This window comes from Thalassospira sp. Z349TD_5, assembly GCF_056173045.1.
The window spans coordinates 1,222,695-1,245,170 of record NZ_CM149654.1 but is presented as its reverse complement, the minus strand read 5'-3'; the positions used below and the strand labels follow the sequence as shown (position 1 = coordinate 1,245,170).

At 55.1% G+C, this 22,476-nt stretch carries 22 protein-coding genes; 13 read left to right on the top strand and 9 right to left on the bottom strand.

Annotated features, from left to right (window positions below; genetic code table 11):
* Nucleotides 1–139: 139 nt before the first annotated feature.
* Both AC0VXT_RS05580 and AC0VXT_RS05575 read right to left on the bottom strand, forming a co-directional pair.
* Nucleotides 140–1,321 carry a FecR family protein gene (locus tag AC0VXT_RS05580; protein WP_475547842.1) on the bottom strand — a complete coding sequence of 394 codons (1,182 nt, stop codon included), beginning with the start codon at nucleotides 1,319–1,321 and terminating at the stop codon, nucleotides 140–142.
* Between the two features lie 139 nt (nucleotides 1,322–1,460).
* Nucleotides 1,461–1,976 (bottom strand): sigma-70 family RNA polymerase sigma factor, encoded by a 516-nt coding sequence (locus AC0VXT_RS05575; RefSeq protein WP_475547841.1) that lies wholly within the window; start codon nucleotides 1,974–1,976, stop codon nucleotides 1,461–1,463.
* A gap of 193 nt (nucleotides 1,977–2,169) precedes the next feature.
* Here AC0VXT_RS05575 and AC0VXT_RS05570 point away from each other — a divergent pair, with 193 nt between their 5' ends.
* Nucleotides 2,170–2,556 (top strand): c-type cytochrome, encoded by a 387-nt coding sequence (locus AC0VXT_RS05570; protein ID WP_475547840.1) that lies wholly within the window; start codon nucleotides 2,170–2,172, stop codon nucleotides 2,554–2,556.
* A gap of 324 nt (nucleotides 2,557–2,880) precedes the next feature.
* Entirely contained in the window at nucleotides 2,881–3,693 is an 813-nt protein-coding gene (locus AC0VXT_RS05565; RefSeq protein ID WP_475547839.1) for an alpha/beta fold hydrolase, read from the top strand.
* Here AC0VXT_RS05565 and AC0VXT_RS05560 read toward each other — a convergent pair.
* Nucleotides 3,640–4,014 (bottom strand): arylamine N-acetyltransferase, encoded by a 375-nt coding sequence (locus AC0VXT_RS05560; RefSeq protein WP_475547838.1) that lies wholly within the window; start codon nucleotides 4,012–4,014, stop codon nucleotides 3,640–3,642. The genes AC0VXT_RS05565 and AC0VXT_RS05560 overlap by 54 nt on opposite strands.
* A 353-nt stretch (nucleotides 4,015–4,367) precedes the next feature.
* Between AC0VXT_RS05560 and AC0VXT_RS05555 the strand changes: the two genes are divergently transcribed.
* The 3 genes from AC0VXT_RS05555 to AC0VXT_RS05545 all read left to right on the top strand — a co-directional run bounded on the left by AC0VXT_RS05555 (nucleotide 4,368) and on the right by AC0VXT_RS05545 (nucleotide 7,806).
* Nucleotides 4,368–6,125, top strand: a complete 1,758-nt coding sequence (locus AC0VXT_RS05555) for an autotransporter outer membrane beta-barrel domain-containing protein (protein ID WP_475547837.1) — start codon at nucleotides 4,368–4,370, stop codon at nucleotides 6,123–6,125.
* Nucleotides 6,126–6,345: 220 nt separating this feature from the next.
* Nucleotides 6,346–6,723, top strand: a complete 378-nt coding sequence (locus AC0VXT_RS05550) for a c-type cytochrome (RefSeq protein ID WP_475547836.1) — start codon at nucleotides 6,346–6,348, stop codon at nucleotides 6,721–6,723.
* A 288-nt stretch (nucleotides 6,724–7,011) separates the two neighbouring features.
* Nucleotides 7,012–7,806 carry an alpha/beta fold hydrolase gene (locus AC0VXT_RS05545; protein WP_475547835.1) on the top strand — a complete coding sequence of 265 codons (795 nt, stop codon included), beginning with the start codon at nucleotides 7,012–7,014 and terminating at the stop codon, nucleotides 7,804–7,806.
* Nucleotides 7,807–7,840: 34 nt separating this feature from the next.
* On the opposite strand, the gene AC0VXT_RS05540 is transcribed toward AC0VXT_RS05545, so the two are convergent.
* Entirely contained in the window at nucleotides 7,841–8,113 is a 273-nt protein-coding gene (locus AC0VXT_RS05540) for a hypothetical protein (protein ID WP_475547834.1), read from the bottom strand.
* Between AC0VXT_RS05540 and AC0VXT_RS05535 the strand changes: the two genes are divergently transcribed.
* The 7 genes from AC0VXT_RS05535 (at nucleotide 8,100) to AC0VXT_RS05505 (ending at nucleotide 15,268) form a co-directional block, all read left to right on the top strand.
* A complete protein-coding gene (locus AC0VXT_RS05535) occupies nucleotides 8,100–8,789 on the top strand; it encodes a substrate-binding periplasmic protein (RefSeq protein ID WP_475547833.1) in 690 nt (229 codons plus the stop codon). The two genes, AC0VXT_RS05540 and AC0VXT_RS05535, sit on opposite strands and share 14 nt — an antisense overlap.
* Nucleotides 8,790–9,108: 319 nt before the next feature.
* Nucleotides 9,109–9,831, top strand: a complete 723-nt coding sequence (locus AC0VXT_RS05530) for a FadR/GntR family transcriptional regulator (protein ID WP_022732118.1) — start codon at nucleotides 9,109–9,111, stop codon at nucleotides 9,829–9,831.
* Nucleotides 9,815–11,014: a PLP-dependent transferase gene (locus AC0VXT_RS05525; RefSeq protein WP_475547832.1), complete on the top strand. Its 1,200-nt coding sequence runs from the start codon at nucleotides 9,815–9,817 to the stop codon at nucleotides 11,012–11,014. The genes AC0VXT_RS05530 and AC0VXT_RS05525 overlap by 17 nt, the downstream gene beginning before the upstream one ends.
* 49 nt (nucleotides 11,015–11,063) lie before the next feature.
* Nucleotides 11,064–12,332, top strand: a complete 1,269-nt coding sequence (locus AC0VXT_RS05520) for an ABC transporter substrate-binding protein (RefSeq protein ID WP_475547831.1) — start codon at nucleotides 11,064–11,066, stop codon at nucleotides 12,330–12,332.
* A 127-nt stretch (nucleotides 12,333–12,459) separates the two neighbouring features.
* Entirely contained in the window at nucleotides 12,460–13,269 is an 810-nt protein-coding gene (locus tag AC0VXT_RS05515; protein WP_475547830.1) for a carbohydrate ABC transporter permease, read from the top strand.
* 12 nt (nucleotides 13,270–13,281) lie between these two features.
* Entirely contained in the window at nucleotides 13,282–14,133 is an 852-nt protein-coding gene (locus AC0VXT_RS05510) for a carbohydrate ABC transporter permease (RefSeq protein ID WP_022732114.1), read from the top strand.
* Between the two features lie 13 nt (nucleotides 14,134–14,146).
* Nucleotides 14,147–15,268, top strand: coding sequence for an ABC transporter ATP-binding protein (locus tag AC0VXT_RS05505; protein ID WP_475547829.1), 1,122 nt, complete (start codon nucleotides 14,147–14,149; stop codon nucleotides 15,266–15,268).
* A gap of 79 nt (nucleotides 15,269–15,347) precedes the next feature.
* Here the strand turns inward: AC0VXT_RS05505 and AC0VXT_RS05500 are convergent, their stop codons facing one another.
* On the bottom strand, nucleotides 15,348–16,271 hold the full coding sequence (locus AC0VXT_RS05500; protein ID WP_475547828.1) for an arylamine N-acetyltransferase family protein: 924 nt from the start codon (nucleotides 16,269–16,271) through the stop codon (nucleotides 15,348–15,350).
* A 382-nt stretch (nucleotides 16,272–16,653) separates the two neighbouring features.
* Here AC0VXT_RS05500 and AC0VXT_RS05495 point away from each other — a divergent pair, with 382 nt between their 5' ends.
* Nucleotides 16,654–17,508, top strand: coding sequence for a D-amino-acid transaminase (locus AC0VXT_RS05495; protein ID WP_475547827.1), 855 nt, complete (start codon nucleotides 16,654–16,656; stop codon nucleotides 17,506–17,508).
* Between the two features lie 82 nt (nucleotides 17,509–17,590).
* Here AC0VXT_RS05495 and AC0VXT_RS05490 read toward each other — a convergent pair whose 3' ends face one another.
* Genes AC0VXT_RS05490 through AC0VXT_RS05475 form a run of 4 tightly spaced genes read right to left on the bottom strand, consistent with a single transcriptional unit; the run spans nucleotide 17,591 to nucleotide 22,369 of the window.
* Nucleotides 17,591–19,030 (bottom strand): ABC transporter ATP-binding protein, encoded by a 1,440-nt coding sequence (locus tag AC0VXT_RS05490; protein WP_475547826.1) that lies wholly within the window; start codon nucleotides 19,028–19,030, stop codon nucleotides 17,591–17,593.
* Nucleotides 19,030–19,872 (bottom strand): ABC transporter permease, encoded by an 843-nt coding sequence (locus AC0VXT_RS05485; RefSeq protein WP_475547825.1) that lies wholly within the window; start codon nucleotides 19,870–19,872, stop codon nucleotides 19,030–19,032. Before AC0VXT_RS05485 ends, AC0VXT_RS05490 begins: the two co-directional genes overlap by 1 nt.
* On the bottom strand, nucleotides 19,869–20,822 hold the full coding sequence (locus AC0VXT_RS05480; RefSeq protein ID WP_475547824.1) for an ABC transporter permease: 954 nt from the start codon (nucleotides 20,820–20,822) through the stop codon (nucleotides 19,869–19,871). The genes AC0VXT_RS05485 and AC0VXT_RS05480 overlap by 4 nt, the downstream gene beginning before the upstream one ends.
* Nucleotides 20,819–22,369, bottom strand: a complete 1,551-nt coding sequence (locus tag AC0VXT_RS05475) for an ABC transporter substrate-binding protein (RefSeq protein WP_475547823.1) — start codon at nucleotides 22,367–22,369, stop codon at nucleotides 20,819–20,821. The genes AC0VXT_RS05480 and AC0VXT_RS05475 overlap by 4 nt, the downstream gene beginning before the upstream one ends.
* Between the last annotated feature and the right edge of the window lie 107 nt (nucleotides 22,370–22,476).

The following is a 22,476-nucleotide window of genomic DNA, read 5'->3' as shown; positions in this document are numbered from 1 at the left end:
AAAATCATTCTTTTCTGGGAAAATCGGCAAAATCCTGCGGCTCGAACCGGGGAAAACAGTCTCTCCCCATTGGTGAAAAGGCGGTTTTATCGCCCTTTTCCCGTCACGAGACAGACAGCATGGCTCGGATCATTTTTGCTTATGACGGGGATACAACCAAAACCCACGGCGTCACTTCACGCACCACCGCATTTTGCGCACGCGCAATTGCGCGCAAGGCCAAGACCGGATCGGTCAGGCGATACACCCCGGTGACGGCCTGCCCGGCAAGGGCTTCATCGCTGATGATGATTGCGCCCTTGAAGTATCCCCGAAGACGATCAACCACATCGCCAAGCGGCTGATCCTGCGCAATCAGTTGATGATTGCGCCATGCCGCCACCTGACCTGTTGGCGTATCGCCGCGCAGAACATTTCCATCGCCGCGCACCTGTAAACTTTGCCCCGGCTCCAGAAATTCCGAATGTGCGACAAGATGGGCGGCGTTATCCACCCGCACCCGGCCATGTTCGACGGCAACCTGCGTCACCCCGGCCCCCTCCGACACATCAAATCCAGTGCCAAGGACCGTAACATCGGCCAAACGAGCCGCAACCTTAAACGGGCGGGACGGATCAGGCGTTACCTCAAAAAAGGCTTCGCCACCCAGCAATTCAACCGCCCGCACGCCATCTTCGAACGTCACACGAAGGGCACTTTCCGGCGCAAGCGTCACCCGGCTGTTATCGGCAAGGGTGATGGTGCTGATCTGCCCGGTGCCCGTACTGTAGTCGGCCTGTAACTGGGTGGCGATTTTCGGACCAAACAGGGCGGCAAACAACGATGCCGCCACCGCCAGCCCGCCAAGACCAATACCGCGCCACGACCCATTGCCTCGACGGGCAAAGCGTCCCTGTGCCTGAACGACCTTTGCCGCATTCCCCGGCACGGTATTTTCGACGGGCACATCCTGTATTTCAGGCCCGGCAACCGTATTTTCTGCATCGGAACGATGGGCCGAACTGGCCGCACGAACCAGGTGGCTATCCTGTCCGGTCACAACGTCATGTGCCCGCGTGTCTTTCAAAAAACGCTGCCAATCGGCGGGATCATCCGCGGTACCGTTGCGCGAAGATGTCATCTGCTGCGCGGTCACCTGCCCCATCAATCGGGCCGTCTTTTGGGTTGTGTTCCAGGCATTCTGATGGGCTGGACTTTGCGCATACCAATCATCAAACCGCGCGCGCAGGTCCGCATCATCGGGTGCATCCTGCAACAGGATCAACCAATTGGTAGCGTCTTGTGCCACCTGTTTGCTGGATGGCTCGCGCGTTCCTGCCATCACGTTCCCTTTGCTAGGCTCTGCACAACCAACCCCATTACGGCATTTTTCCCCGACACCTGTGTCGCGCCATATCCCCAAATGGATGAAGGCCAATTGCCTGTCACGCCGAAAACCCGGCGATGGTCATGGTTGCGCGTCATGGCCATCCCCCCAGTCGTTCGCGACAATGATCAATGCCTTCTGCCACAAGTTTATGGGCCAAGGGAACCGAGACATCTAAAAACAGTGCAATTTCACGCAGTTTGGCCCCGCCAAAACGATGCATTTCACAGGCAATGCGGGTTCGGTCGGGCAATTCTGCCATGGCCTGCATCACCTTGGCATAGTCATCCTTGTAAAGGGCGATGGTTTCCGGATCGGGACTGTCGGCCGCAGACGTCTGCACCGCGATGTCATAGTCCGCGCCGCCGGTTACACTGCGTTCGCGCGCCGCACTGCGTTTGCTATCCAGTGCCAAGTTCCGCACGATCCGATACAGATATCCGGTCGCATCCTCAAGGAATTTTCCTTTCGACGCCTCATCAAAGCGCAGCCATGCTTCCTGCACCAGATCTTCGGCCTGCACACGGTTGCCGATGATCGTACTGGCATAGCTCACAAGCGCCGGGCGCTGACGCATAAACAGGGTTAACGATGATGAATTTCCGGCCAAGCCGCATCTTCCTTTGGGCGACGCAATCACTGCCTGAACCGGCAGCGATACGAGACTTACCGAAAATGAGACTGATTATCAATATCTATTAATTCCCCATCACAAAAGAGACGCTCAGCTTAGGGAATTGGTCACAATGCTCTGCTATAGAAGGACTGATCAAACAAGAAACCACCATCCGGGGGAACCACCTTTGCAAAAAATCAGCCTTGTCATTCTTGCCACCGGCGTTGTCGCCGCAGGCCTTTGGGGTGTTGGCGATTATATGTCGCGCAAGGGCGAAGCACATGGTGATGTGGTGCGCGGTCAATCGATTGCCGAACAAACCTGCCTGCGCTGCCACACCAAATTCGAAGGCGACCCGCTGCCCGATCCGGCCATCACTGACGCCCCGGCACTGGCAAGCTTCGGGCAACGCTGGCCGCTTGAAAACCTTGAAGAAGCGCTGGCCGAAGGCATTTCGGTATCCCACGACAGCATGACCATGCCGGAATTCACCTTAACGCCTGAAAGCATTGCCGATCTTCTGGTTTATCTTGGTGAACTGACCCGCGAAGCCAACACCCGCGACAATGGCTAACGCCCGCGCTTAAACCGCCCGACCTTCTGCCGACAAAGATACCAGCCTGAAAACGCCGCCCAAAATCATCATGCCCGCGAAGGCGGACATCCACACAGCCGTGACATAAACAAACCTTCCCCTCACATCGCGCGGTTCCCGCGTCACATCTCCAAATCCCGGTCCTACGCCACTCCTTTTGGTCGGCGTACCGTGCTCACGTTTATGTGATTGCGCGTGATTAAATCGCACACGATTTAATATTGTGCGATTTAATTTTGCCCCCTATAAGCATTTCATCGAAACAACGTTTAGCCGATCACCGGCAAAACCAGGAAAAGGAAGATGAAAATGCTGAATGTGAAAAAACTGTTGAAAGCCACGGCTTTGGCCTTCGGTCTGATGGCTGCTCAGTCTCCGGCTTTTGCAGATGAAAATGCTGCTGCCGCCAATGCAAAACCGACCATCCTTCTGGTCCATGGTGCCTTTGCCGCGTCCGACAGCTGGGACGGTGTTGCCCCGATCCTTGCGGCCGAAGGCTTCCCGGTCATCAGCGTTGCCAACCCGCTGCGCAGTGTCTCAGGGGACGCTGCCTATACCCGATCCCTGATCGATAGCATCAAGGGTGACGTTGTTCTGGTGGGGCATTCCTACGGCGGGCCAGTCATCAGCAACGCTGCCACGGGTGCGGCAAATGTTAAATCGCTGGTCTATGTGGCTTCTTTCGCCCCGCAAAAGGGTGAAACCATTGCCGAACTGGCCGGAAAATTCCCCGGCGGCACACTGGGCGAAGCCCTGGCTGCTCCGGTTCCGCTCGGCAACGGTGTGAATGACCTCTATATCGATCCGGCGAAATTCCATGGGCAATTTGCCGCCGACGTCCCGGCTGAGAAGGCCCGCCTGATGGCAATCGCACAACGCCCGGTCACTGATTTTGCACTCAACGAACCGTCTGGCGATACCGCATGGAAAGATGTCCCGTCCTACCACATCTATGGCACGGCCGATAAAAACATCCCGCCAGCAGCCATGGAATTTATGGCAAAACGTGCCAATTCGAAGAAAACGGTCGTAATTGACGGTGCCTCACATGTGGTCATGGTGTCACAGCCCAAAGCCGTTGCTGACCTGATCATCGAAGCCGCAACAGCCAACTGATCCGCCAACATTTTCCCTGCCCCTCCCTCCCTGAACGGCAAACTTCCTTGCGCACTGCATCCGCCATGCAGTGCGCTTTTTTATCACCGCAAACAGGGCAAACGGGGCAGAACGTGTGGCCATTAAAACCGTTTTAAAGCCACTGTCGGGATGATTTGACGCATACCAGTTCATGACCTCGTAATCGACATCAGCAACCGGGGCAAAATCAATGTCATGCACGGCCTTCCACACCCCGTCACGTTCAAGCTCAACCCGGTAGCTGTGCTCGGACCGAAGTACCCGATAGGTATCATTCCCGCCCTTTTGGCCGGAAAACAATAAAATCTTTTAGGCAGCCCTGAACCTAACCAAACATAGCTTCTGCAGTCAGAGAATGCATAATGGAAGACCCTATCTTGAGATAAAATTGAAATAACTGTTTATAAAACAACCACTACTGTATAATAATGCCTTTCAAAATATAATGTTATTCTAAAGTTTAGTTATGCTCCAGGTAGGGGGAATTGGAAATGGCGGCTGAGACATCAGGATGTTTTTCTACTGTCGTGCAAAAATCGTTCATTGAGAAAAGACGACAAAGCGTTTTTGATCATTCTTCGGATCACACCACCCGTATCAAAAGCACCGCGACCATAAAGACAATTCTGAAACGTTTTGTCCTTGCGGGCGGTATGATGTTCGTTGCGCATTCTTCTGCACATGCATATCAAATCACCGTCGAAGGTGGTGCTGGCGCAGCGGCAACACCAACCGAAACAATTACAAACGAAGCAACCAAGAACGTTGCCGCGAATAATCTATCCTTTAACCGGGCCTCAGACGGATCTACCGCCTTTGCGGCCGGTGATACACTGCAAATTTCGCTTAGCGGCGGCGCGACCTTTGGCAACACGGCTATATCTCTTGAAGCTGTCGCCGGCGGCGCTGGAATCAACAATGTTGACTATACCACTGCAAAGCCGAACCCATCCGGACAATCAAGCGTTACCTTCACCTTACAAGAAGGAGGGGGCGGAACAACCCTTAATGCTCTTCAAGGGTTGATTGTCAGTGGCAGCGCAACTCCCGGTCAGGTCACCACAATAAATCTACCGCAGACTGCGGGGGTAGACATCAACATCACCTTCACCTTGAAGGATTCTGGCGGCACCCTGAAGGGCACTGCAACGCTTAAGCTTTTTGACAATACGTTAACCCCGGCCGCAAGCGCAGCAACCGAAGAACAGTCACAAACGGCCGTTAAAAATACCCTGAGCACTCATATTCGAAATATTACCGCTCAAAGTGTCGGGTTATCCGGGCTAATGACAGGCCGTGGGTTTGGAACCGGCGGCGGAGCCCTGGGGGGCCTGTTTGGACAAAACGCCGTAATAGGTAATGCCTTGACCGAGGCAACCGGCTTGACCCTGCCGGTTAAAGTCCAACTCCTTGAAGGCAGCGGAAATTTCGCGACCAACCTCAACAGCGTGCTTCGCTGGAGCGGTGAACTTGCTGCAAGCGAACAAGATGCTAGCAGTATGCCACCAAGCCAGTTCGCTGATTTTGAGAGTCCGCTTAACATGTGGGCCAAGGGACGTTGGCAGGGGGTCAATGATGATCGTGGCGGCACATCGGGTGAAAGCGATTTCGGACTGTTTATGACCGGTGCGGACTACCGCTTGAACAAAAACACGCTGATTGGCGTCCTCGCCCAGTTTGACATGTATAAACAAACAAGCACCGGCGAAGCGAGTAAAGGCAAAGGCAAGGGGTGGATGGTTGGCCCATATATGGTTTCCCGCCTTGACGAAAACCTGATTTGGGACGGCCGGGTTGCGTGGGGCCAATCAAAAAACAAGGTTAACCCCCAAGACCTTGGCTGGGAAAAGTTCGATGGCGAACGCATGCAGGTGGAAACCAATATGACTGGTGACCTTCGCTACGAAAAATGGGAAATTTATCCTCAGCTTGGTCTGAACTATTTCCGTGAAGAGCAAAAATCTTACACCAATTCCGGCGGCACTCGGATCGCATCGCAAAGTGTTGAATTTGGCAGCATGACCTTTGGTCCGGAAGTTGCCCGTGCGTGGGAGCAAGATAACGGCATAATCCTTCGTCCGTTTGTTTCGCTAAAAGGCACATGGGACTTCATGGCACCTGAGATCACCCATACCAATGGCAGTAAAGTTAATACGGAAAAGGTTCGCGCGCGGGCCGAATTCGGGGGCGATATTACCTTTGAAGGCGGCGGAACCATCTATGCCAAATATGCATATGACGGTATCGGGCTGTCTGGCTATGAAGCCCATAGCGTTGAATTGGTTGGCAGTACGCCAGTAACATTCGGATTTCTGCCCGATGGCAGCAACCTTTCAAGCGCGTTCGGGCAAACCGTCAACACTGCAAGCTCTTCTAAAGCAAGCCTAAATCTGACCGTGCCTCTAAATTAAGTTAGATTGCTTGTCAGATAAAAAGGGCGGGGGAAACCCCGCCCTTTTTTTGTGTTTTCCATGCTGACTGAACCCACCGGTTTCCCAGTTGTCTCAACAGGACCAAAAAATGCCTGAAACGAATATCTAAGGATAGCTTACAGAACTTAGGAAATTCGTCACCAACCTTTGATATTGTTCTCTCATATCAACAAGAAACAATCGCCTTGGGGAAATCGCCATGCAGAAAATCAGCCTTGTCATCCTTGTGACCGGCATTGTCGCCGCAGGCATGTGGGGAATTGGCGACTATATGAACCGCAAGGGCGAAGAACATGGCGATGTGTCGCGCGGGCAATCGATTGTCGAACAAACCTGCCTGAAGTGCCATACCAAGTTCAAAGGCGACCCCCTACCGGATCCGAACGTCACCGATGCCCCGTCCCTTGCCAGTTTCGGCCAACGCTGGCCGCTTGAAAACCTTGAGGAAGCATTGGCAGAAGGCATCACGGTTTCGCATGACAATATGACCATGCCGGAATTTACCCTCACCCCTGAAAGCATCGCCGATCTTCTGGTTTATTTCGAAAGCCTGACCGACGCGGCCAACGCCAAGTAGACCGCCCGCCGGGTGGCCCGGCGCCGTCGGCGCAAACATTGGTCATCGGCCAAATCCTCCCCAATCTGCTTTTATCCTTGATGACGCTCATCGGTGATGACGCCCCGGGCAAGCCAACCGGGGCGTTGGCGCGTCTTTTCCGCATCTTCACGCTGATGTGATCGCGCATAATTAAATCGGACACGATTTACTATTGCACGATAATTATTTCATCACTACAAACCATTCATCGCAACAACAGACAGCCAGCGCAGCCGCCCCCGGCGCCCCGGCACAAGGAGAGATGAAATGTTCAATCTGAAAAATCTGGCCAAAGCAGCAGCCATCGGTGCGGGCCTGATGGTCGCACCGGCCCCGGCGTTCGCCGCCGACACAGACGCCAAACCAACCATTGTTCTGGTTCATGGTGCATTTGCCGCCTCCGACAGCTGGGACGGCGTTACCCCGATCCTTCAAGACGAAGGCTATCGGGTCATCAGCGTTGCCAACCCGCTGCGCAGCGTATCTGGCGATGCCGCCTATACCCGCTCCTTGGTCGATAGCATTGCCGGTGATGTTGTTCTGGTTGGTCATTCTTATGGCGGCCCGGTCATCACCAATGCCGCAAAGGGTGCCACCAATGTCAAATCACTGATTTATGTCGCCTCTTTCGCCCCGGCAAAGGGTGAAACGATTGCTGAACTGGCGGCAAAATTCCCCGGCGGCACATTGGGCGAAGCCCTGGCGGCCCCGGTTCCACTGGGAAATGGTGTGAATGATCTGTACATCGAACCGACCAAATTTCATGCCCAGTTCGCCGCCGATGTCCCGGCCGACAAGGCCCGTCTGATGGCAACCGCGCAACGCCCGGTCACTGACTTTGCGCTCAACGAACCGTCTGGCGATGCCGCATGGAAAGACATCCCCTCGTTCCACATCTTTGGCACGGCTGACAAAAACATTCCGCCTGCCGCCATGGAATTCATGGCTGAACGCGCCAATTCGAAAAAAACGGTTGTCATTGACGGCGCATCCCATGTCGTCATGGTCTCAAACCCCAAAGCCGTCGCCGACCTGATCGTTGAGGCCGCAACCGCCAACTGATCAGCAACACTTTACTTGATACCTTCCGCCTCCCTCAACGATGCCCCACTGCGCGCTGCATTCCTGATGCAGCGCGCTTTTTTTTTGCACGAAGCTGATGGTGCAACTGCTGATACCACCACGTTTCGGACATCACGGGCGCATCCCCGGCGCATCCCCCTAATAAATGCGTCAAACTTGCCCATATGTCATAGATGACACCGCACGCAGGGTTTACATATGCTTGCAGATTGCTGGCAATTTTACTGGTGACTTTTAGTGCCATCCGCACACTGAGCGCCAAAGAAATACTGGTGATCGCAACCAATGATGACTATCCGCCTTTTACCCTCAAGGATCAGAAACACAGCTTTCTGCCCGATCTGTTTGATGAGATCGGTGACCAGATGGACGTAACGTTTGAGTTTCGCTATCTTCCATGGCAGCGGTGCGCACAAGCTGTTCAGAGCCATGAGGCGTGGGGCGCAATTCCCTATACCCGAAATGAAGAGCGCGACAAAATCCATGACTTTTCCGACCCGATCTATTTTAGCGATGCCAAGTTTTTCGCCTATGATCCCAAGGGCGAAGCACCGCCGGTCCCCTATCAAAATCTAAGCGACCTTGACGGTTGGGCCATTGGCGGCATTCAGGGGTATTATTACGTTCCGATGTTTACCGACGCCGGTCTGGATGTTGATTACGCACATTCAGAAGAACAGAACATCAAACGTCTGCAGCTCGGCCGGATTGATCTCACCCCGCTGCCCAGTACAATTGGATGGTATCTGATCAACAAACTGTTCCCGCACGAGATCGCAAAGAATTTCTATACACTTGAAAAACCACTCCATGCCAGTGCGTCTCTGCATGTTATGGCGTCAAAAAGCTATCCCGATAATGCAAACCTTCTGACACGCTTCAACGCCGCACTCGCGGAAATCAAGAACAACGGGACCTTCGCAGAACTCGTTAACAGGCATGGGCTGGTGCTGAGCTTTTAAGGGCTGACAGCCTCAATCAATGCTGTGGGTCTTCGTCGACTGTCCCCGCCTCCACACCGATTCTCAACCATATCCGCTGACATTTGACCAAACTGTCGGCTCATACCGCGCAGGATGCAGTGCAAAGTCATGCCCGGTCACCGAAACCGCAAACGCCCGGATAAAGCCGGGTCTTCGCCATTCGCGGTTGCAAAACATATCCCGAAATTGAATTCTTTCTTGACTTGAACCGATTCAATCTCAAAATTGGTCTGACGTCTGATGGCTGACCAAATAAATGGCCGGTCGGACGATTTGGAAAATCAGATAAAGGTGTGATGTGTCGCAATCGGCAGGTGCCACTATCCGACCCATACAAACATCCGGGCGTCGCGATGCGATCCTTGAATCCCTGACGCACTTCATCGTGCAGTCAGATTTGAAACCCGGCGATCAACTGCCCCCGGAACGTGAATTAATGGCCGGGCTGAAAGTCGGCCGGTCCAGCATCCGCGAGGCCATCGGCCATATGCAGGCGCTCGGCATTGTCGAAATCAAGCGCGGCTCGGGCACCTATTTGAAACGCCCGGTTTCGGAAAAAACCCTGTATATGCCGCTGTCCATCGCCACCCAGCGTGACGGCCTTTTACAAACCCTTGAAGTCCGCCGCGGGCTGGAGGTCGAAGCCAGTATGCTGGCCGCCAAACGCGCCACCCCCGACGACATCGCCGAAATGCGCACCGCCCTTGATGCGATGGAGGCCGAACATCTTGAGTTCGGCACCGCCGGTCAGGCCGATCTGGTTTTTCACCTGTCGATCTACAAGGCATCGGGAAACCCCCTGTTTGAACAACTTCTGGGCCAGATGCGCGAAGCATTCGAAAGCTTCTTTGCCCAGCCGTTCAACCGCCCTGATTTCGCCGGTGAATCGTTTGAATTTCACCGCATGCTGTTTGACGCGATTGTTGCAGGCAACGCCGAAGACGCCCGCCAGCAAACCCTTGCCATCCTTGAAATCGTCGAACGCGATATCGTGAGAATGTCTGATGAAGAACAACAATAATTCCACCACGCCCAAAGCCCCCGTCATGGCACCCGTCACTGCCCCGGAAAGTGTCGTCGCCTATGACGAAAGCCACTTTGCCAATGCGGTCGTGCCACCGATTTTCCAAAACTCGTTGTTTACCTTCGAAAATTGCGCCGAGATGATCGAAACCTATGCCGGGCGCAAAATCCGCCCGGTCTATTCGCGCGGCCTAAACCCGACCGTGCGCGCCTTCGAAGACAAAATCGCCGCCCTTGAAAAAACCGAAGACGCCCTTGGCCTTGCCAGTGGCATGGCCGCCATCTCGTCAGCCGTGCTATCCGTCGTCAAACCGGGCGACCGCATTGTTTCGGTCGAACATTGCTATCCCGATGCCTATCGGTTTTTTGAAATGTTCCTGCGCGACATGAATGTCACCGTCGAGTATGTCGATGGCCGTGATATTGATGCGGTGCGCGCCGCCCTGCCCGGTGCCAAGGTTCTATACCTTGAAAGCCCGACAAGCTGGACCTTCCACACCCATGACATTGCCGCCCTGTGTGACGCCGCACGCGATCATGGTGCGGTTTCCATGATCGACAACAGTTGGGCATCCCCGATCTTTTGTCAGCCAGCAACCCTTGGCTGCGATGTGGTCATTCATTCCGCCTCAAAATACCTTGGCGGGCACAGCGATGTGGTGGCAGGCGTGATTGCCGGGTCAAACGAATTCATCGGGCGGGTTCGCTCCAACGTCCTGCCTTATCTCGGTGCAAAGCTATCGGCCTTTGACAGTTGGCTGTTGCTGCGCGGTTTGCGCACCCTTCCCGCCCGCATGCGCGAACATCAACGCTCCGCCCTGATCATTGCGCAAAACCTTGCCGACCACGCACAGGTCACCGCGGTTCACTACCCCGGACTGATGACCCCCGCCGCACCGGGATTGAGTGGATCGTCCGGACTTTTCTCATTCGAGTTTTCGCCAAAGGTCGATATCCCGACCTTTGTTGACGCGCTGCGCTTTTTCAAGATCGGCGTGTCATGGGGCGGACACGAAAGCCTGATTGTCCCCGCGTTGGTAACGCGGGCGCAAGTGGGCGGACCCAATTCGGCGATGCGCTTTGGCGTGCCGGAAAATCTGGTCCGTCTGCACATCGGCCTCGAAAGTGCCGAAGACCTCTGGTCTGATCTGGCCACCGCAATCGAGGCGAGCCTGAAGTAATACCAAGGCAGAAGAACACCAAACGTTTAAAAAAACAGGGAACTTCACAATGAACTGGAAAACAACGCTACTGGCAGGTGTGACCTCTATTGTACTAACAGGTCAGGCATATGCCGACACAACCTTAAAGCTGGTCGAAGTCATCACCAGCCCGGAACGCACCGAAACGCTTAAAACCCTTGTGGCACAATACGAAGAAGCCCATCCCGGCGTGACGGTTGAAATCACCTCCCTTCCATGGGGACAGGCGTTTGAAAAATTCGCCACCATGGTCTCGGCCGGGCAAACCCCCGACATCGTTGAAATGCCCGATACGTGGCTGACCCTTTATGCCAACAATGGCGCGCTCGAAAGTCTTGAGCCCTATATCAAGGACTGGGAAGGCGGCAAAACGCTTAATGACCGCGCGCTTCAATTCGCCCGCTCGGCCGACGACACCGCCTATATGCTGCCCTATGGCTTCTATCTGCGTGCGATGTTCTATAACAAAAAACTGTTCAAGGAAGCCGGTGTCACCGACGTTCCGGTCACCCTTGAAGATTTCCGCAACGCCGCCCAAAAAGTATCTGCCCTGCCCGGCAAATCGGGCTACTGCATGCGCGGCGGTCCGGGGGGCTTGAATGGCTGGGTAATGTTTGGCGCCACGGCGGCAGGCTCGAACGAATTCTTTACCGAGGACGGACAAAGCACCTTTAATTCAGACGGCTGGCAGGACGGCCTTGAGTATCTGGTTGATATTTACAAGGACGGTCTGGCCCCAAAAGACAGCCTGAACTGGGGCTTTAACGAAATCGTTGCCGGTTTCTATTCAGGCACCTGTGCGATGCTTGATCAGGACCCAGACGCCCTGATTGCGATTTCCAGCCGCATGAAGGAAGAGGACTTTGGTGTCACCACCATGCCCAAAGGCCCATCGGGCAAGGCATTCCCGACCATTGGTTATGCCGGTTGGTCGATGTTTGCCAACAGCGAAAACAAGGACGAAGCATGGGATCTGATTGCCCATCTTGAATCCAAGGAAAGCAACCTTGCGTGGAACAAACGCATTGGTGCCCTTCCGATCCATGATGGTGCCGAAAGCGATCCGTTCTTTGCCAGCCCGCAATTCGAAGGCTGGTTTGCCGAGCTGTCTGACCCGGATGTCCATCCGACCGTCATGCCGACCCACCTTGAAGAATTCGCCTTCTTTAAGGACAGTCTGGTCATCCGCACCAGTCAGGAAGCCATGCTGGGCCGGATCACACCTGAAGAACTCGCCAATCAGTGGGCGGAATATCTGACCGCCGCACAGCAAAAATGGATGCAGGCAAAGCAGTGACTTTGGCAACGCAAACCGGAAAACTCCCCGTCGAAAGACGGGGGGATTCTCCAAAAAACTTTCCGGTATTCTCGAACCCTATCTTTATGTCTCGCCGGCACTGGTTCTGATCATTGCGGTCATGTTGATGCCGCTGATCCTGGGCCTAAGCTATGCCTTCCGTGACATCCGCATCCTCAATCCGTTTAGCGGCGGCTTTGTCGGCATGGCCCATTTCCAAACCCTGATGTCTGATCAGGCGTTTTTGGGCGCACTGGCCAACACCGCATGGTGGACGTTTGGATCGCTGGTGTTTCAGTTTGGCCTTGGCCTTATCCTCGCCCTTCTGCTCAACCGGGCCTTTTTGGGCCGTGGTCTCATTCAGGCCCTTGTGTTTCTGCCGTGGGCGGTGCCGACCTTCCTGTCTGGCCTCAACTGGGCATGGATGTTTAACCCGGTGGTCGGTCCCTTGCCCCACTGGATGACATCGCTTGGCCTGATGGCCGAACCTTACAACATCCTCTCTGACCCTGATCTTGCGATGTGGGGACCGATCATTGCCAACATCTGGTTTGGCATTCCGTTCTTTGCCATCACCATGCTGGCCGCCCTGCAATCCATCCCCAAGGAATTGTATGAGGCCGCATCGATTGATGGCGCAACCACGCGTCAGCAGTTTATCAGCATCACCTTGCCCTTCCTCGCGCCCACCATCGCGATCACCTTGATGCTGCGCACCATCTGGATTGCCAATTTCGCCGATTTGATTGTCGTCATGACCAAGGGCGGCCCGGCTGATTCCACCCAGATTGTCGCCTCCTACATCTTTACCCAGGCCTTCCGCCGACTTGATTTTGGCTATGCCTCGGCGATTGCCGCAGTCCTTCTGGTCTTGTTGCTGGCCTATGCGCTCAGCGTGATTGCGCTGCGTCGTGCCATGACGCACTCAGATAACTAGGGAAATCCCCAAATGACCCTGACCGGACACACATCAACGCGTAAAATGCTCTATTGGGGCAGTCATTATCTGATGATTGCCGCCTTTGTGATCTTTGCGCTGTTTCCGCTTTACTGGTTGCTTAAGGTGTCCGTGACGCCAAACGACATCCTCTATACCGAAGGTGTGCGTATGTGGCCGTCACGCACCACGTGGGACAATTACACATTCGTTCTGACCCAAAGCAACTTCCCCCATTACTTCATGAATTCCGTAATTGTCGCGGGCACAACGGCGGCGGTGACAACCGTAATCGCCGCCCTGACCGGCTATGCCTTTTCGCGCTTTGCGTTTCGCGGCAAGGTGATCATCGTCGCCCTGATGCTGATCACGCAGATGTTCCCGCTGGTCATGCTGATTGCGCCGATCTTTAAAATTCTGGCCCCGCTTGGCCTGACCGACAGCCTGACCGGGCTGATCATTGTCTACACTGCGTTTAACGTGCCGTTTGCCACCTTCCTGATGCAGTCTTTCTTTGACGGCATCCCCAAGGATCTCGAAGAAGCCGCAATGATTGATGGCAACACCCGGTTCGAAGCCTTCCGTGCGATTATTCTACCGCTGACCCTTCCAGGCGTGGCGGCAACCCTTGGCTTTGTCTTTACCGCCGCCTGGAGCGAGCTTTTGTTCGCCCTGATGCTGGTCAGCAGTGAGTCTGCCTCCACCTTCCCGGTTGGACTTTTGTCGTTCGTTTCGAAATTCAGCGTCGATTTCGGCCAGATGATGGCTGCTGGCGTGCTGGCACTTATTCCCGCCTGTCTGTTCTTCCTGCTGATCCAGCGTTATCTGGTGCAGGGCCTGACAGCAGGCGCGGTCAAAGGATAAGAGGACAACTTTTATGGCTTCTATTGAAATTGCAAATGCCCGCAAAAGTTATGGCGCGGTCGATGTGCTGCACGGCATTGACCTGACCATCAGCGACGGTGAATTCATCGTCCTTGTCGGCCCGTCGGGCTGTGGCAAATCAACGCTTTTGCGCATGATTGCCGGGCTCGAAGACATCACATCTGGTGATATCTCAATCGCTGGCAATGTCGTCAATGACCTGCAACCGAAAGACCGCGACATCGCCATGGTGTTTCAGTCCTATGCGCTCTATCCGCATATGTCGGTGGCCGAAAATATGAGCTACGCGCTCACCTTGCGCAAAACCGCCAAGGAAAAAATCGCTGATGCCATCACCAATGTCGCCGACATCCTGGGTCTCAGCGCATTGCTTGAACGCCGGCCCAAGGCACTTTCGGGTGGGCAGCGCCAACGTGTTGCCATGGGGCGTGCGATTGTCCGAAAACCACAGGCATTCTTGTTTGATGAACCGCTGTCAAACCTTGATGCCCGCCTGCGTGAACAGATGCGCACCGAAATCCGCAAACTCCACCGCCGTCTTGGCGCGACCTCGGTCTATGTCACCCATGACCAGATCGAAGCCATGACCATGGCCGACCGGATTGTCGCCATGCATGACGGCATCATTCAGCAGGTCGGAAGCCCGGTCGAAATCTATGACCACCCCGCCAACATCTTTGTCGCCAGCTTCATCGGCTCGCCTGCCATGAACTTCCTCGAAGGCACTTATGAAACCAAGGACGATAATGGCGCTGATGGCGCAGGGATCCGTCTGTCAGATGGATCATTGGTTGCGGTTCTACCCGCACGCGGGGCAACAAACAATCAGGCCGTCACCCTTGGCGCACGCCCCGAACACATTACCATCGTGCCCGACGCCAATTCGGGTTTAGCCGCCCGTGTCGATCTGATCGAACCGATGGGTCTTTCGACCCTTGTCCATGCCACACTGGCAGGCAAACCGATCAAGATTTTCACCATGGACCGCCCGGACTATGCCGTCGACAGCACCATTCACGTCAGCTTTGACATGGAAAAGGTGCATGTCTTTGACACCAAATCCGAATTGCGCCTGCCCCCGGTCGTTGAACCGCATCCGGGCCACCGCGACTAAGCCACGCAAAACCAAGGCGGAGCGCCATAAACGCCCCGCCCCTGATCATTCACAATCGCGATAAACACCGCACAACCGTTTATCCGTGACTGTGATTGATCATCCTTGCAAAGGTGCCCTGCCACCGCGGATCCGGCTCGATCCCAAAAATGTCTCTCAGCGTTTGCGAAATATCGCCCACGCTTAAGGTATGTTGCTCTTCCTCGCCCGAAACAAGCCGGATGGTCAGGCGGTTATTAAGCAAGGTAAACCGCGCAAACGGGGCCGAACGTGCGACCATCAGGGTCTTGCAAAACCCGCTTTCGGGGTGATCGGACGCATACCAGTTCATGACCTCATAATCGATGTCTGCCACCGGGGCGTAGTCGATCTCATGCACCGCTTTCCACACCCCGCCGCGTTCCATCTCCACACGGTAACTATGCTCACCCTTGAGGACCCGGTATGTGTCATGCGGGGTGACTTGCGGCGTCGCAATATCAAGCAAAAGCGGGGCTGTGGGCACACATCCGCCAAGCCCGACATCGGCAAGCCACGCTTCGCCATCAATCATCACCCGGTTGGCCATGTGGCAGCGTGGACGCGGCATATCGGCTTCGCCATAGCCCCACAAAACCCGGCCTGCCAGTCCTTCGACCTCAAAGCCAAGGCTGCGCAACACCCGGCCAAACAACGAATTATGCTCAAAACAATATCCGCCGCGCCCGGCATGGATCAGTTTCTGGTCGATCTTTTCTGGCGCAATGCTGATCGGTTTGTCGTTAAACACATCAATCGCTTCAAACGGAATATTGGCCGGATGCAGCGCATGCAGGCTCTGCAAAACCTCAAGCGTTGCATTGCGTGGGCCGTCATAGCCAATCCGCGCGAAATAGGCATCCAGATCAACGTGCTGTTTGGGCCGACGGGTCGGCATGGCCCAGCTGGCATTGATCCGGCTTTGCAATGCGTCGCGGTCGTTAACAACCGACATTTGGTTCACGACTGGCAGGGGATTGTTCATTACAGGGCTCCATTTCCCAACGATGTTTTTCATCTCATGAACAGGACGATAAAACCTCAACTTATGTTAGGGTCAAAAGGAATTTATTTAACATTCTACAATTTGAACAATCTGCGACGATAAAGCCCGATTACCACGCATATTATTGCACAGCCCTGTAATTTGCGCCGTATCAAAGCAACTTTCCACCTTTTACACGCAAGATACAAAGCTTTCGCACGACAGACGGCCTCGCACTGTGATAATTGTTTTCCTAAATAGTGTCGGACCAAACGGTCACGCCCTGTGGAGCCAACACCACGCGGGTCTGACCACGGAAACGTCGCTTACATCCATCACTTGCGGATTTTCAATCGTCCGCCATCGTATCGGGGAAGTTGCCATGCGTACTGTTTATGTTGACGGCCAGTTTGTGCCAGAAACCGAAGCCAAGATTTCGATCTTTGACCGATCCTTCCTGTTTGCCGATGGCGTGTATGAAGTAACCTCGGTGCTTGACGGCAAGTTGATTGATTTCAAGGGCCATATGACGCGTCTGCAACGCTCGCTTTCGGAACTGAAATTCGAATTCAAGCCTGACATGGATCAGCTTCTTGAAGCCCACCGCGAGCTGGTCAAGCTCAACAACATCACCGAAGGCCTGATTTACCTTCAGGTGTCGCGCGGATCGGCTGGCGATCGTGATTTCGCCATTGACCCGAAAACCCCGGCAACCATCGTGATGTTCACCCAAAGCAAATCGCTGATCAAATCGGCCCTGGCCGAACGCGGTCAGAAAATCGTCACCTTTCCCGACATCCGCTGGCGCCGGTCCGACATCAAAACCGTGCAGCTTTTGTATGCGTCGCTTCTTAAAACCGAAGCCGCAAGCAAGGGGGCCGATGATGCCTGGATGCTGCTTGATGGTTTCATCACCGAAGGATCGTCGAACAACGCCTATATCGTGACGCAGGATAACACCATCGTCACCCGCGAACTTTCAACCGATATCCTGCACGGCATCACCCGCGCATCGGTCCTTAAATGTGCCGAGGAACTGCAGCTTAAAGTCGAAGAACGCCACTTCACCCTGGAAGAAGCCCAGAACGCCAAAGAAGCCTTCTCGACCTCGGCCTCGGCCTTTGTCTGCCCGGTTGCCGAAATCGACGGCAAGAAAATCGGCGACGGTGTCCCCGGCCCGATTGCCAAACGCCTGCGCGAAATTTACATCGACGCCAACCGTGCGACCGCAATCTGATCGCCGCACGCATCATCAATCAAAATGCAAAACGCCGCCCGGCATCATATCGGGCGGCGTTTTACGTAATCAGGGTCTCGGATCAGGCGGCATTGCGTTGATCAATCGCCGTCTTCCGCCCGCCAAGATCAATGATATGATCGGCAATCCGTTCGGCCAGCACATGATCATGGGTCACCAGCATCAGGGCCAGATGATGTTCCCGGACCTGTGTAAGCAGCAAATCAATCACCCGTTTCTGGCTGACCGGATCAAGCCGTGATGTTGCCTCATCGGCAAACAGGACCGCAGGGTTCAGCAAAAGTGCCCGCCCACAGGCAAAGCGTTGCAACTCCCCACCGGAAATCGCATCGGGACGCCGTGCAAGCAATCCACGGTCAAGGCCAAGATCGGTCATCATCTGATCAATCCGTACTTGGGGAATGGCATGAAGCCGCCCCAGATCATCAAAGGCCTGCCCCAATGTCTGATGGGCGATAAAGGCCGATGGCGGGTCCTGATAGATTTTCTGATATCGGGTCTTTACCAGCCCTTCTGGCTTTTCAACCGATCCATGGTCGGCCTCAACCAGTCCCAACAGGATATTGCCAAGCGTGCTTTTGCCACTGCCACTTGGGCCAAGGGCAACCGTGATTTCCCCCGAACGTAACGTCAAATCAAGCCCGGAAAACAGCGCCTTCTCGCCATAGGATTTGCCAAGTCCGCGCGCAACAATCTGTGGCGTCCCCGGCTGCGTTGGCCGTTCATTGGGTGCCATCGCCCAGTTGCGCGGCAAGGACGCCACGAGCGACCGGGTATAGGCATCAACAGGTGCGGTAAGCACCTCATCAACCGGCCCATATTCAATCAATCGACCGGCCCGCATCACCCCGATGGTGCCCGCGGTCTGGGCCGCCAGTTCAAGATCATGGGAGATCACCATCACCGCCCGGCCAAGCCCGACTTCACGGTTAAGCAACTGTGCAACCACATTGCAAAGTGCGCGATCAAGCCCCTTGGTTGGCTCATCAGCCAAAAGCACACTACTGTGTCCGGCATGGGCCATGGCAACGGACACGCGCTGGGCCATCCCGCCGGAAAGCTCAAACGGATAGGCATTCAAGGCCGTATCCAATCCGACTGACGTCAAATCCGACAGGGCCTGACTTTTCGCCGTTTGCCAGCTTTCGCCATGCAACGCCGGATAGATTTCGGCAACCTGGGCTAGCACCGACATGGTCGGGTCAAGGGCGCGTGACGGTTCTTGTGGCAACAGCGAAATCGTCCGCCCCCACAAATCGCGCCGTTCGCGGGCCGACAGCACCAAAAGGTTCTGCCCATCCAGCAAGATCGCCCCGTCGCACTGCAAACTCTCGGGCAAACTGCCAAATACCGCATGCATGACAAGGCTTTTGCCCGACCCTGTTTCACCAATCAGACACAATGGCTTGTGCGTCCCGAACCGAACGGAGACATCATCAACAAGTATCGTGCCCTCCGTCGTTCTGATCGTCAGATTCTCGATCCTGATGTCACGGCTCATCAGCTTTTCCTTCCGGCAAGCAACTGTAAGGATAAAACCAGCAGAAAGATCACCACGGCTGGCATCAGCACCTGAAACGGTGCTTCGCTGTAATAGGGCATCAGTTCGACAATCATGGCACCAAGCTCCGGGGTTGGCGGACGCAGGCCGACATGAATGGCACTAAGGGTACTGACCGCAATAATCGCCGTGCCCATGGCAAAGGAAAACAGGGTCATCATCGGCCCCGCCAGCGCAGGGAAAATGATCCGCCGCAGGATGTAAAACGACCCAAAGCCTAAAAGACGTGCGGCTTCACAGCACGGAAGCTCAAGTACCCGTGCGGTTTCAATCCGGGCAACCCGGAAAAACTCCACCCAAAGATACAACGCAAGTCCAAGATAAAGCGGCCCGAATTTTCCCGGTGCAAACGCCATCAGCAACAACACCAAAAGCAAACCGGGCAGTGCCAGCACAATATCGGAAAGCGCAACCAGACCGCGCTCCATCCAGCCGCCCCGGCTTGCCGCAACAATGCCAAGTGCGATCCCCGGAATTGCCGCCGTCAGGGCCGTGACCAACGCCATGACAAATGACAATTGCGCCCCGTGCACCAGCCGGGCCAGCATGGAACGCCCGAAATGATCCGTCCCCAGCCAGTGGCTGACATCCCCCGGTGCCACCAGTACCGCGCCGTAATCCTGATAAAGTGGATCGGCCGATACAATCAGGGGCCCGACAAAACCAAACAACAGCAAAACCACCAGAATAACCGCACCGGCAATGCGGACCGGTTGCCAGAATACCTGCTGGTTTTGGCCATCAAGTTCGACAGGAAGCTGTGCCAAAGATGCGGTTTTCATGCGCGCCTCCTGCTCATACGTGCGCCAAGCCGCGGGTCCAGACGCAGGCACATCAGATCGACAATGCTGTTTAGCAGCACGAACAAACCGCCCATCGCCAATGCCGTTCCCTGAACCATCGGCACATCACGGGCCACGATGGCATGCACCAGCGCGTGACCGATGCCCGGAAAGGCAAAGATTGATTCAACCACAACCACCCCCTCAACCAGATAAACCATCTGCAAACCGAGATAGGTCACAACCGGCAACGACGCATTGCGCAAACCATGGCGCATCACCACACTGCGATCCGAAAGCCCCTTATACCGCCCGTGGGCGAAATACGGGGCGGATGCGACTTCTGTCATCGCATCACGCATGACACGCGACGACATCGCCGCCAGTCCAAGGGCAAGGGTCAGGGAGGGCAACACCATGTTTTGCCAACTGCCAAACCCGGCCGTCGGGAACCAGCGCAGCGTCACGCCAAACACCACCATGAATAAAATCGCCAGAACAAATGGCGGGACTGCGCGCAAGGCAATCGCCATCAGCAACGTCACCCGGTCAAAGACCGAACCGGGAAACAGTCCCGCAACGGCCCCAATCGCCGGACCGATCAGAAGCGACAACACAAAGGCCGCCACCGCCAGCCAAAGCGTATAGCCAAGCTGAAGCGCGATCTCGTGAAGAACCGGCGCGCCAGAAACAAGCGAATGTCCCAGATCAAACCGCAGCAAATCGCCCATCCATGCGCCAAACCGCCAGATCACCGGTTGATCAAGGCCAAGTTCGGCCCGGACCATCTCCGACAGTGCGTTATCCATCATGTCCGGGCCATACCGGCCTGCGGCAATGCGCAAGGCCGGGTCCCCCGGAAGAAAATACATCAGCGCAAAACTGATCGTTCCGACAATCAGGACAACCGCAACAAGCTGCATCAGCCGTGTTGCAATCAATTGTTTCATTTCGCCCACCGCAGATCAGAAAGGTAGTAGCTCTGCTCGAACGGATCGACAAACAGGTTTTCAAGCTTGGCATTGGCCGAAACGGCAAGTTCGCTCCAGACCACCGGAATGGTTGGCAACTCATACTGCAAAATCGATGTCAGCTTTTCCTGCATTTGCGCACGCGCCTTCGGATCAGCGGTCCGCCCCATATCGGCCAAAAGGTCCGCAGCCTCGGCATTGTCCCAATTCATCGCCCCCCAGTCGGCACCACCGGGACCATAATCAGACATCACCGTTGCCAACGGGTCTGGCACCATCGAAAAACTGCGCGTGACCAAGGCAATCTCAAGACTGCCATCGGCATGACCCGCCGGGATTTCGGTATAGCTGCCCACAGAAATTTCAAGATTGATGCCCACCGCACGCAACTGCGATTGCAGGGCGGTTGCGATCAAGGGCAAGTCAGGCCAGCTGGCATAGGTCCGAAGGGTAACCGAGAACCGTTTGCCATCTTTTTCAAGAATACCGTCGTCCCCTTCGACCCATCCGGCATCGGCCAGAAGGTCACGCGCCTTTTGCGGATCAAAGGCTAATCCTGAAACGCTTTCATTGTTCCACCCGGTGATGGTCGGCGGGAAAATCTGGGTCGCGGCAAGATCGGGATTGCGCATCACAACTGTTGCAATCGCCTTGCGATTAATCGCCAAACTAAGCGCCTGACGTTCGCGGACCTCATCAAAGAACGGCTTGGCGGAATCAACTTTCAACAGACGCGTTCTGGGAACGGTTGCAACACTGACATTAACCTCCGGGCTGTTCGACAGCTGATTGACCGCAACGGGCAACAACGACAACACAAGGTCCGCATCCCCGCTTTGTGCCATCATCGCACGCGTCTCCCCGCGCCCGACTGCAAGGTAACTGACCTTTTCAATCGCCGCCTTGCCGTTCCACCAGTGATCAAACGCCGTCATTTCAATACGTAATGGCGGGGTAACATCATCAACACGATACGCCCCCGTGCCAATGATTGACGTCACCTCGCCCTGCGCATCAAATGCGTCTGGCGCAAGAATGATCGTGCTGTAATGCGCCAAAAAGGCCGGCAACATTGAAAACGGCGCTGACAGGGTAATGACAACTTCGTCACCATCAGCCGTAATATTGGTAATCGGCGCATTGCCCAGAACCCCCGGACGTTCAAACGCACGGTTCAGGTCATCTGCCACGATCGCGGCTGTCATCGCCTCGCCATCATGGAACTGAACCCCGTCGCGCACCGCGATATGCCACACCAGCCCGTCTTCTGAAACATGGCTGTCGCGTGCCAGCATCGGCACCAACTGCCCGTCGCGATTGATCGTAAACAAGGTTTCGGCGGCCTGCATACGGCTGAAAATATAACCCGACTTGGCCGGATCAAGGCCGGAAATCTCAAGCGGGCTGGCAATATCAAGAACGTCATCGTTCCCCGCCGCCATGGCCGGCAGGCTAAAGCCCCCGCAAAGGATAAGCGCGGTAAAACCGACAGATGCGCACAGACGGCGCAACACCGTGTGGTTCATTGTAAACTCCACAAACCATAAATGTAATGTTATAACGTTACACTACAAATATGATCCGGGTCCGAAAGTCAATCGGTTTTGCGACGGGTTCTTAATATTGGCGGCAT

Excerpts from the sequence above, each read along its gene's own strand:
- AC0VXT_RS05580 (WP_475547842.1), bottom strand. The coding sequence starts at position 1,321 with ATGGCAGGAACGCGCGAGCCATCCAGCAAACAGGTGGCACAAGACGCT.
- AC0VXT_RS05565 (WP_475547839.1), top strand. The coding sequence starts at position 2,881 with ATGAAAATGCTGAATGTGAAAAAACTGTTGAAAGCCACGGCTTTGGCC.
- AC0VXT_RS05555 (WP_475547837.1), top strand. The coding sequence starts at position 4,368 with ATGATGTTCGTTGCGCATTCTTCTGCACATGCATATCAAATCACCGTC.
- AC0VXT_RS05550 (WP_475547836.1), top strand. The coding sequence starts at position 6,346 with ATGCAGAAAATCAGCCTTGTCATCCTTGTGACCGGCATTGTCGCCGCA.
- AC0VXT_RS05545 (WP_475547835.1), top strand. The coding sequence starts at position 7,012 with ATGTTCAATCTGAAAAATCTGGCCAAAGCAGCAGCCATCGGTGCGGGC.
- AC0VXT_RS05525 (WP_475547832.1), top strand. The coding sequence starts at position 9,815 with ATGAAGAACAACAATAATTCCACCACGCCCAAAGCCCCCGTCATGGCA.
- AC0VXT_RS05520 (WP_475547831.1), top strand. The coding sequence starts at position 11,064 with ATGAACTGGAAAACAACGCTACTGGCAGGTGTGACCTCTATTGTACTA.
- AC0VXT_RS05515 (WP_475547830.1), top strand. The coding sequence starts at position 12,460 with ATGCCGCTGATCCTGGGCCTAAGCTATGCCTTCCGTGACATCCGCATC.
- AC0VXT_RS05510 (WP_022732114.1), top strand. The coding sequence starts at position 13,282 with ATGACCCTGACCGGACACACATCAACGCGTAAAATGCTCTATTGGGGC.
- AC0VXT_RS05505 (WP_475547829.1), top strand. The coding sequence starts at position 14,147 with ATGGCTTCTATTGAAATTGCAAATGCCCGCAAAAGTTATGGCGCGGTC.
- AC0VXT_RS05500 (WP_475547828.1), bottom strand. The coding sequence starts at position 16,271 with ATGAACAATCCCCTGCCAGTCGTGAACCAAATGTCGGTTGTTAACGAC.
- AC0VXT_RS05495 (WP_475547827.1), top strand. The coding sequence starts at position 16,654 with ATGCGTACTGTTTATGTTGACGGCCAGTTTGTGCCAGAAACCGAAGCC.
- AC0VXT_RS05490 (WP_475547826.1), bottom strand. The coding sequence starts at position 19,030 with ATGAGCCGTGACATCAGGATCGAGAATCTGACGATCAGAACGACGGAG.
- AC0VXT_RS05485 (WP_475547825.1), bottom strand. The coding sequence starts at position 19,872 with ATGAAAACCGCATCTTTGGCACAGCTTCCTGTCGAACTTGATGGCCAA.
- AC0VXT_RS05480 (WP_475547824.1), bottom strand. The coding sequence starts at position 20,822 with ATGAAACAATTGATTGCAACACGGCTGATGCAGCTTGTTGCGGTTGTC.
- AC0VXT_RS05475 (WP_475547823.1), bottom strand. The coding sequence starts at position 22,369 with ATGAACCACACGGTGTTGCGCCGTCTGTGCGCATCTGTCGGTTTTACC.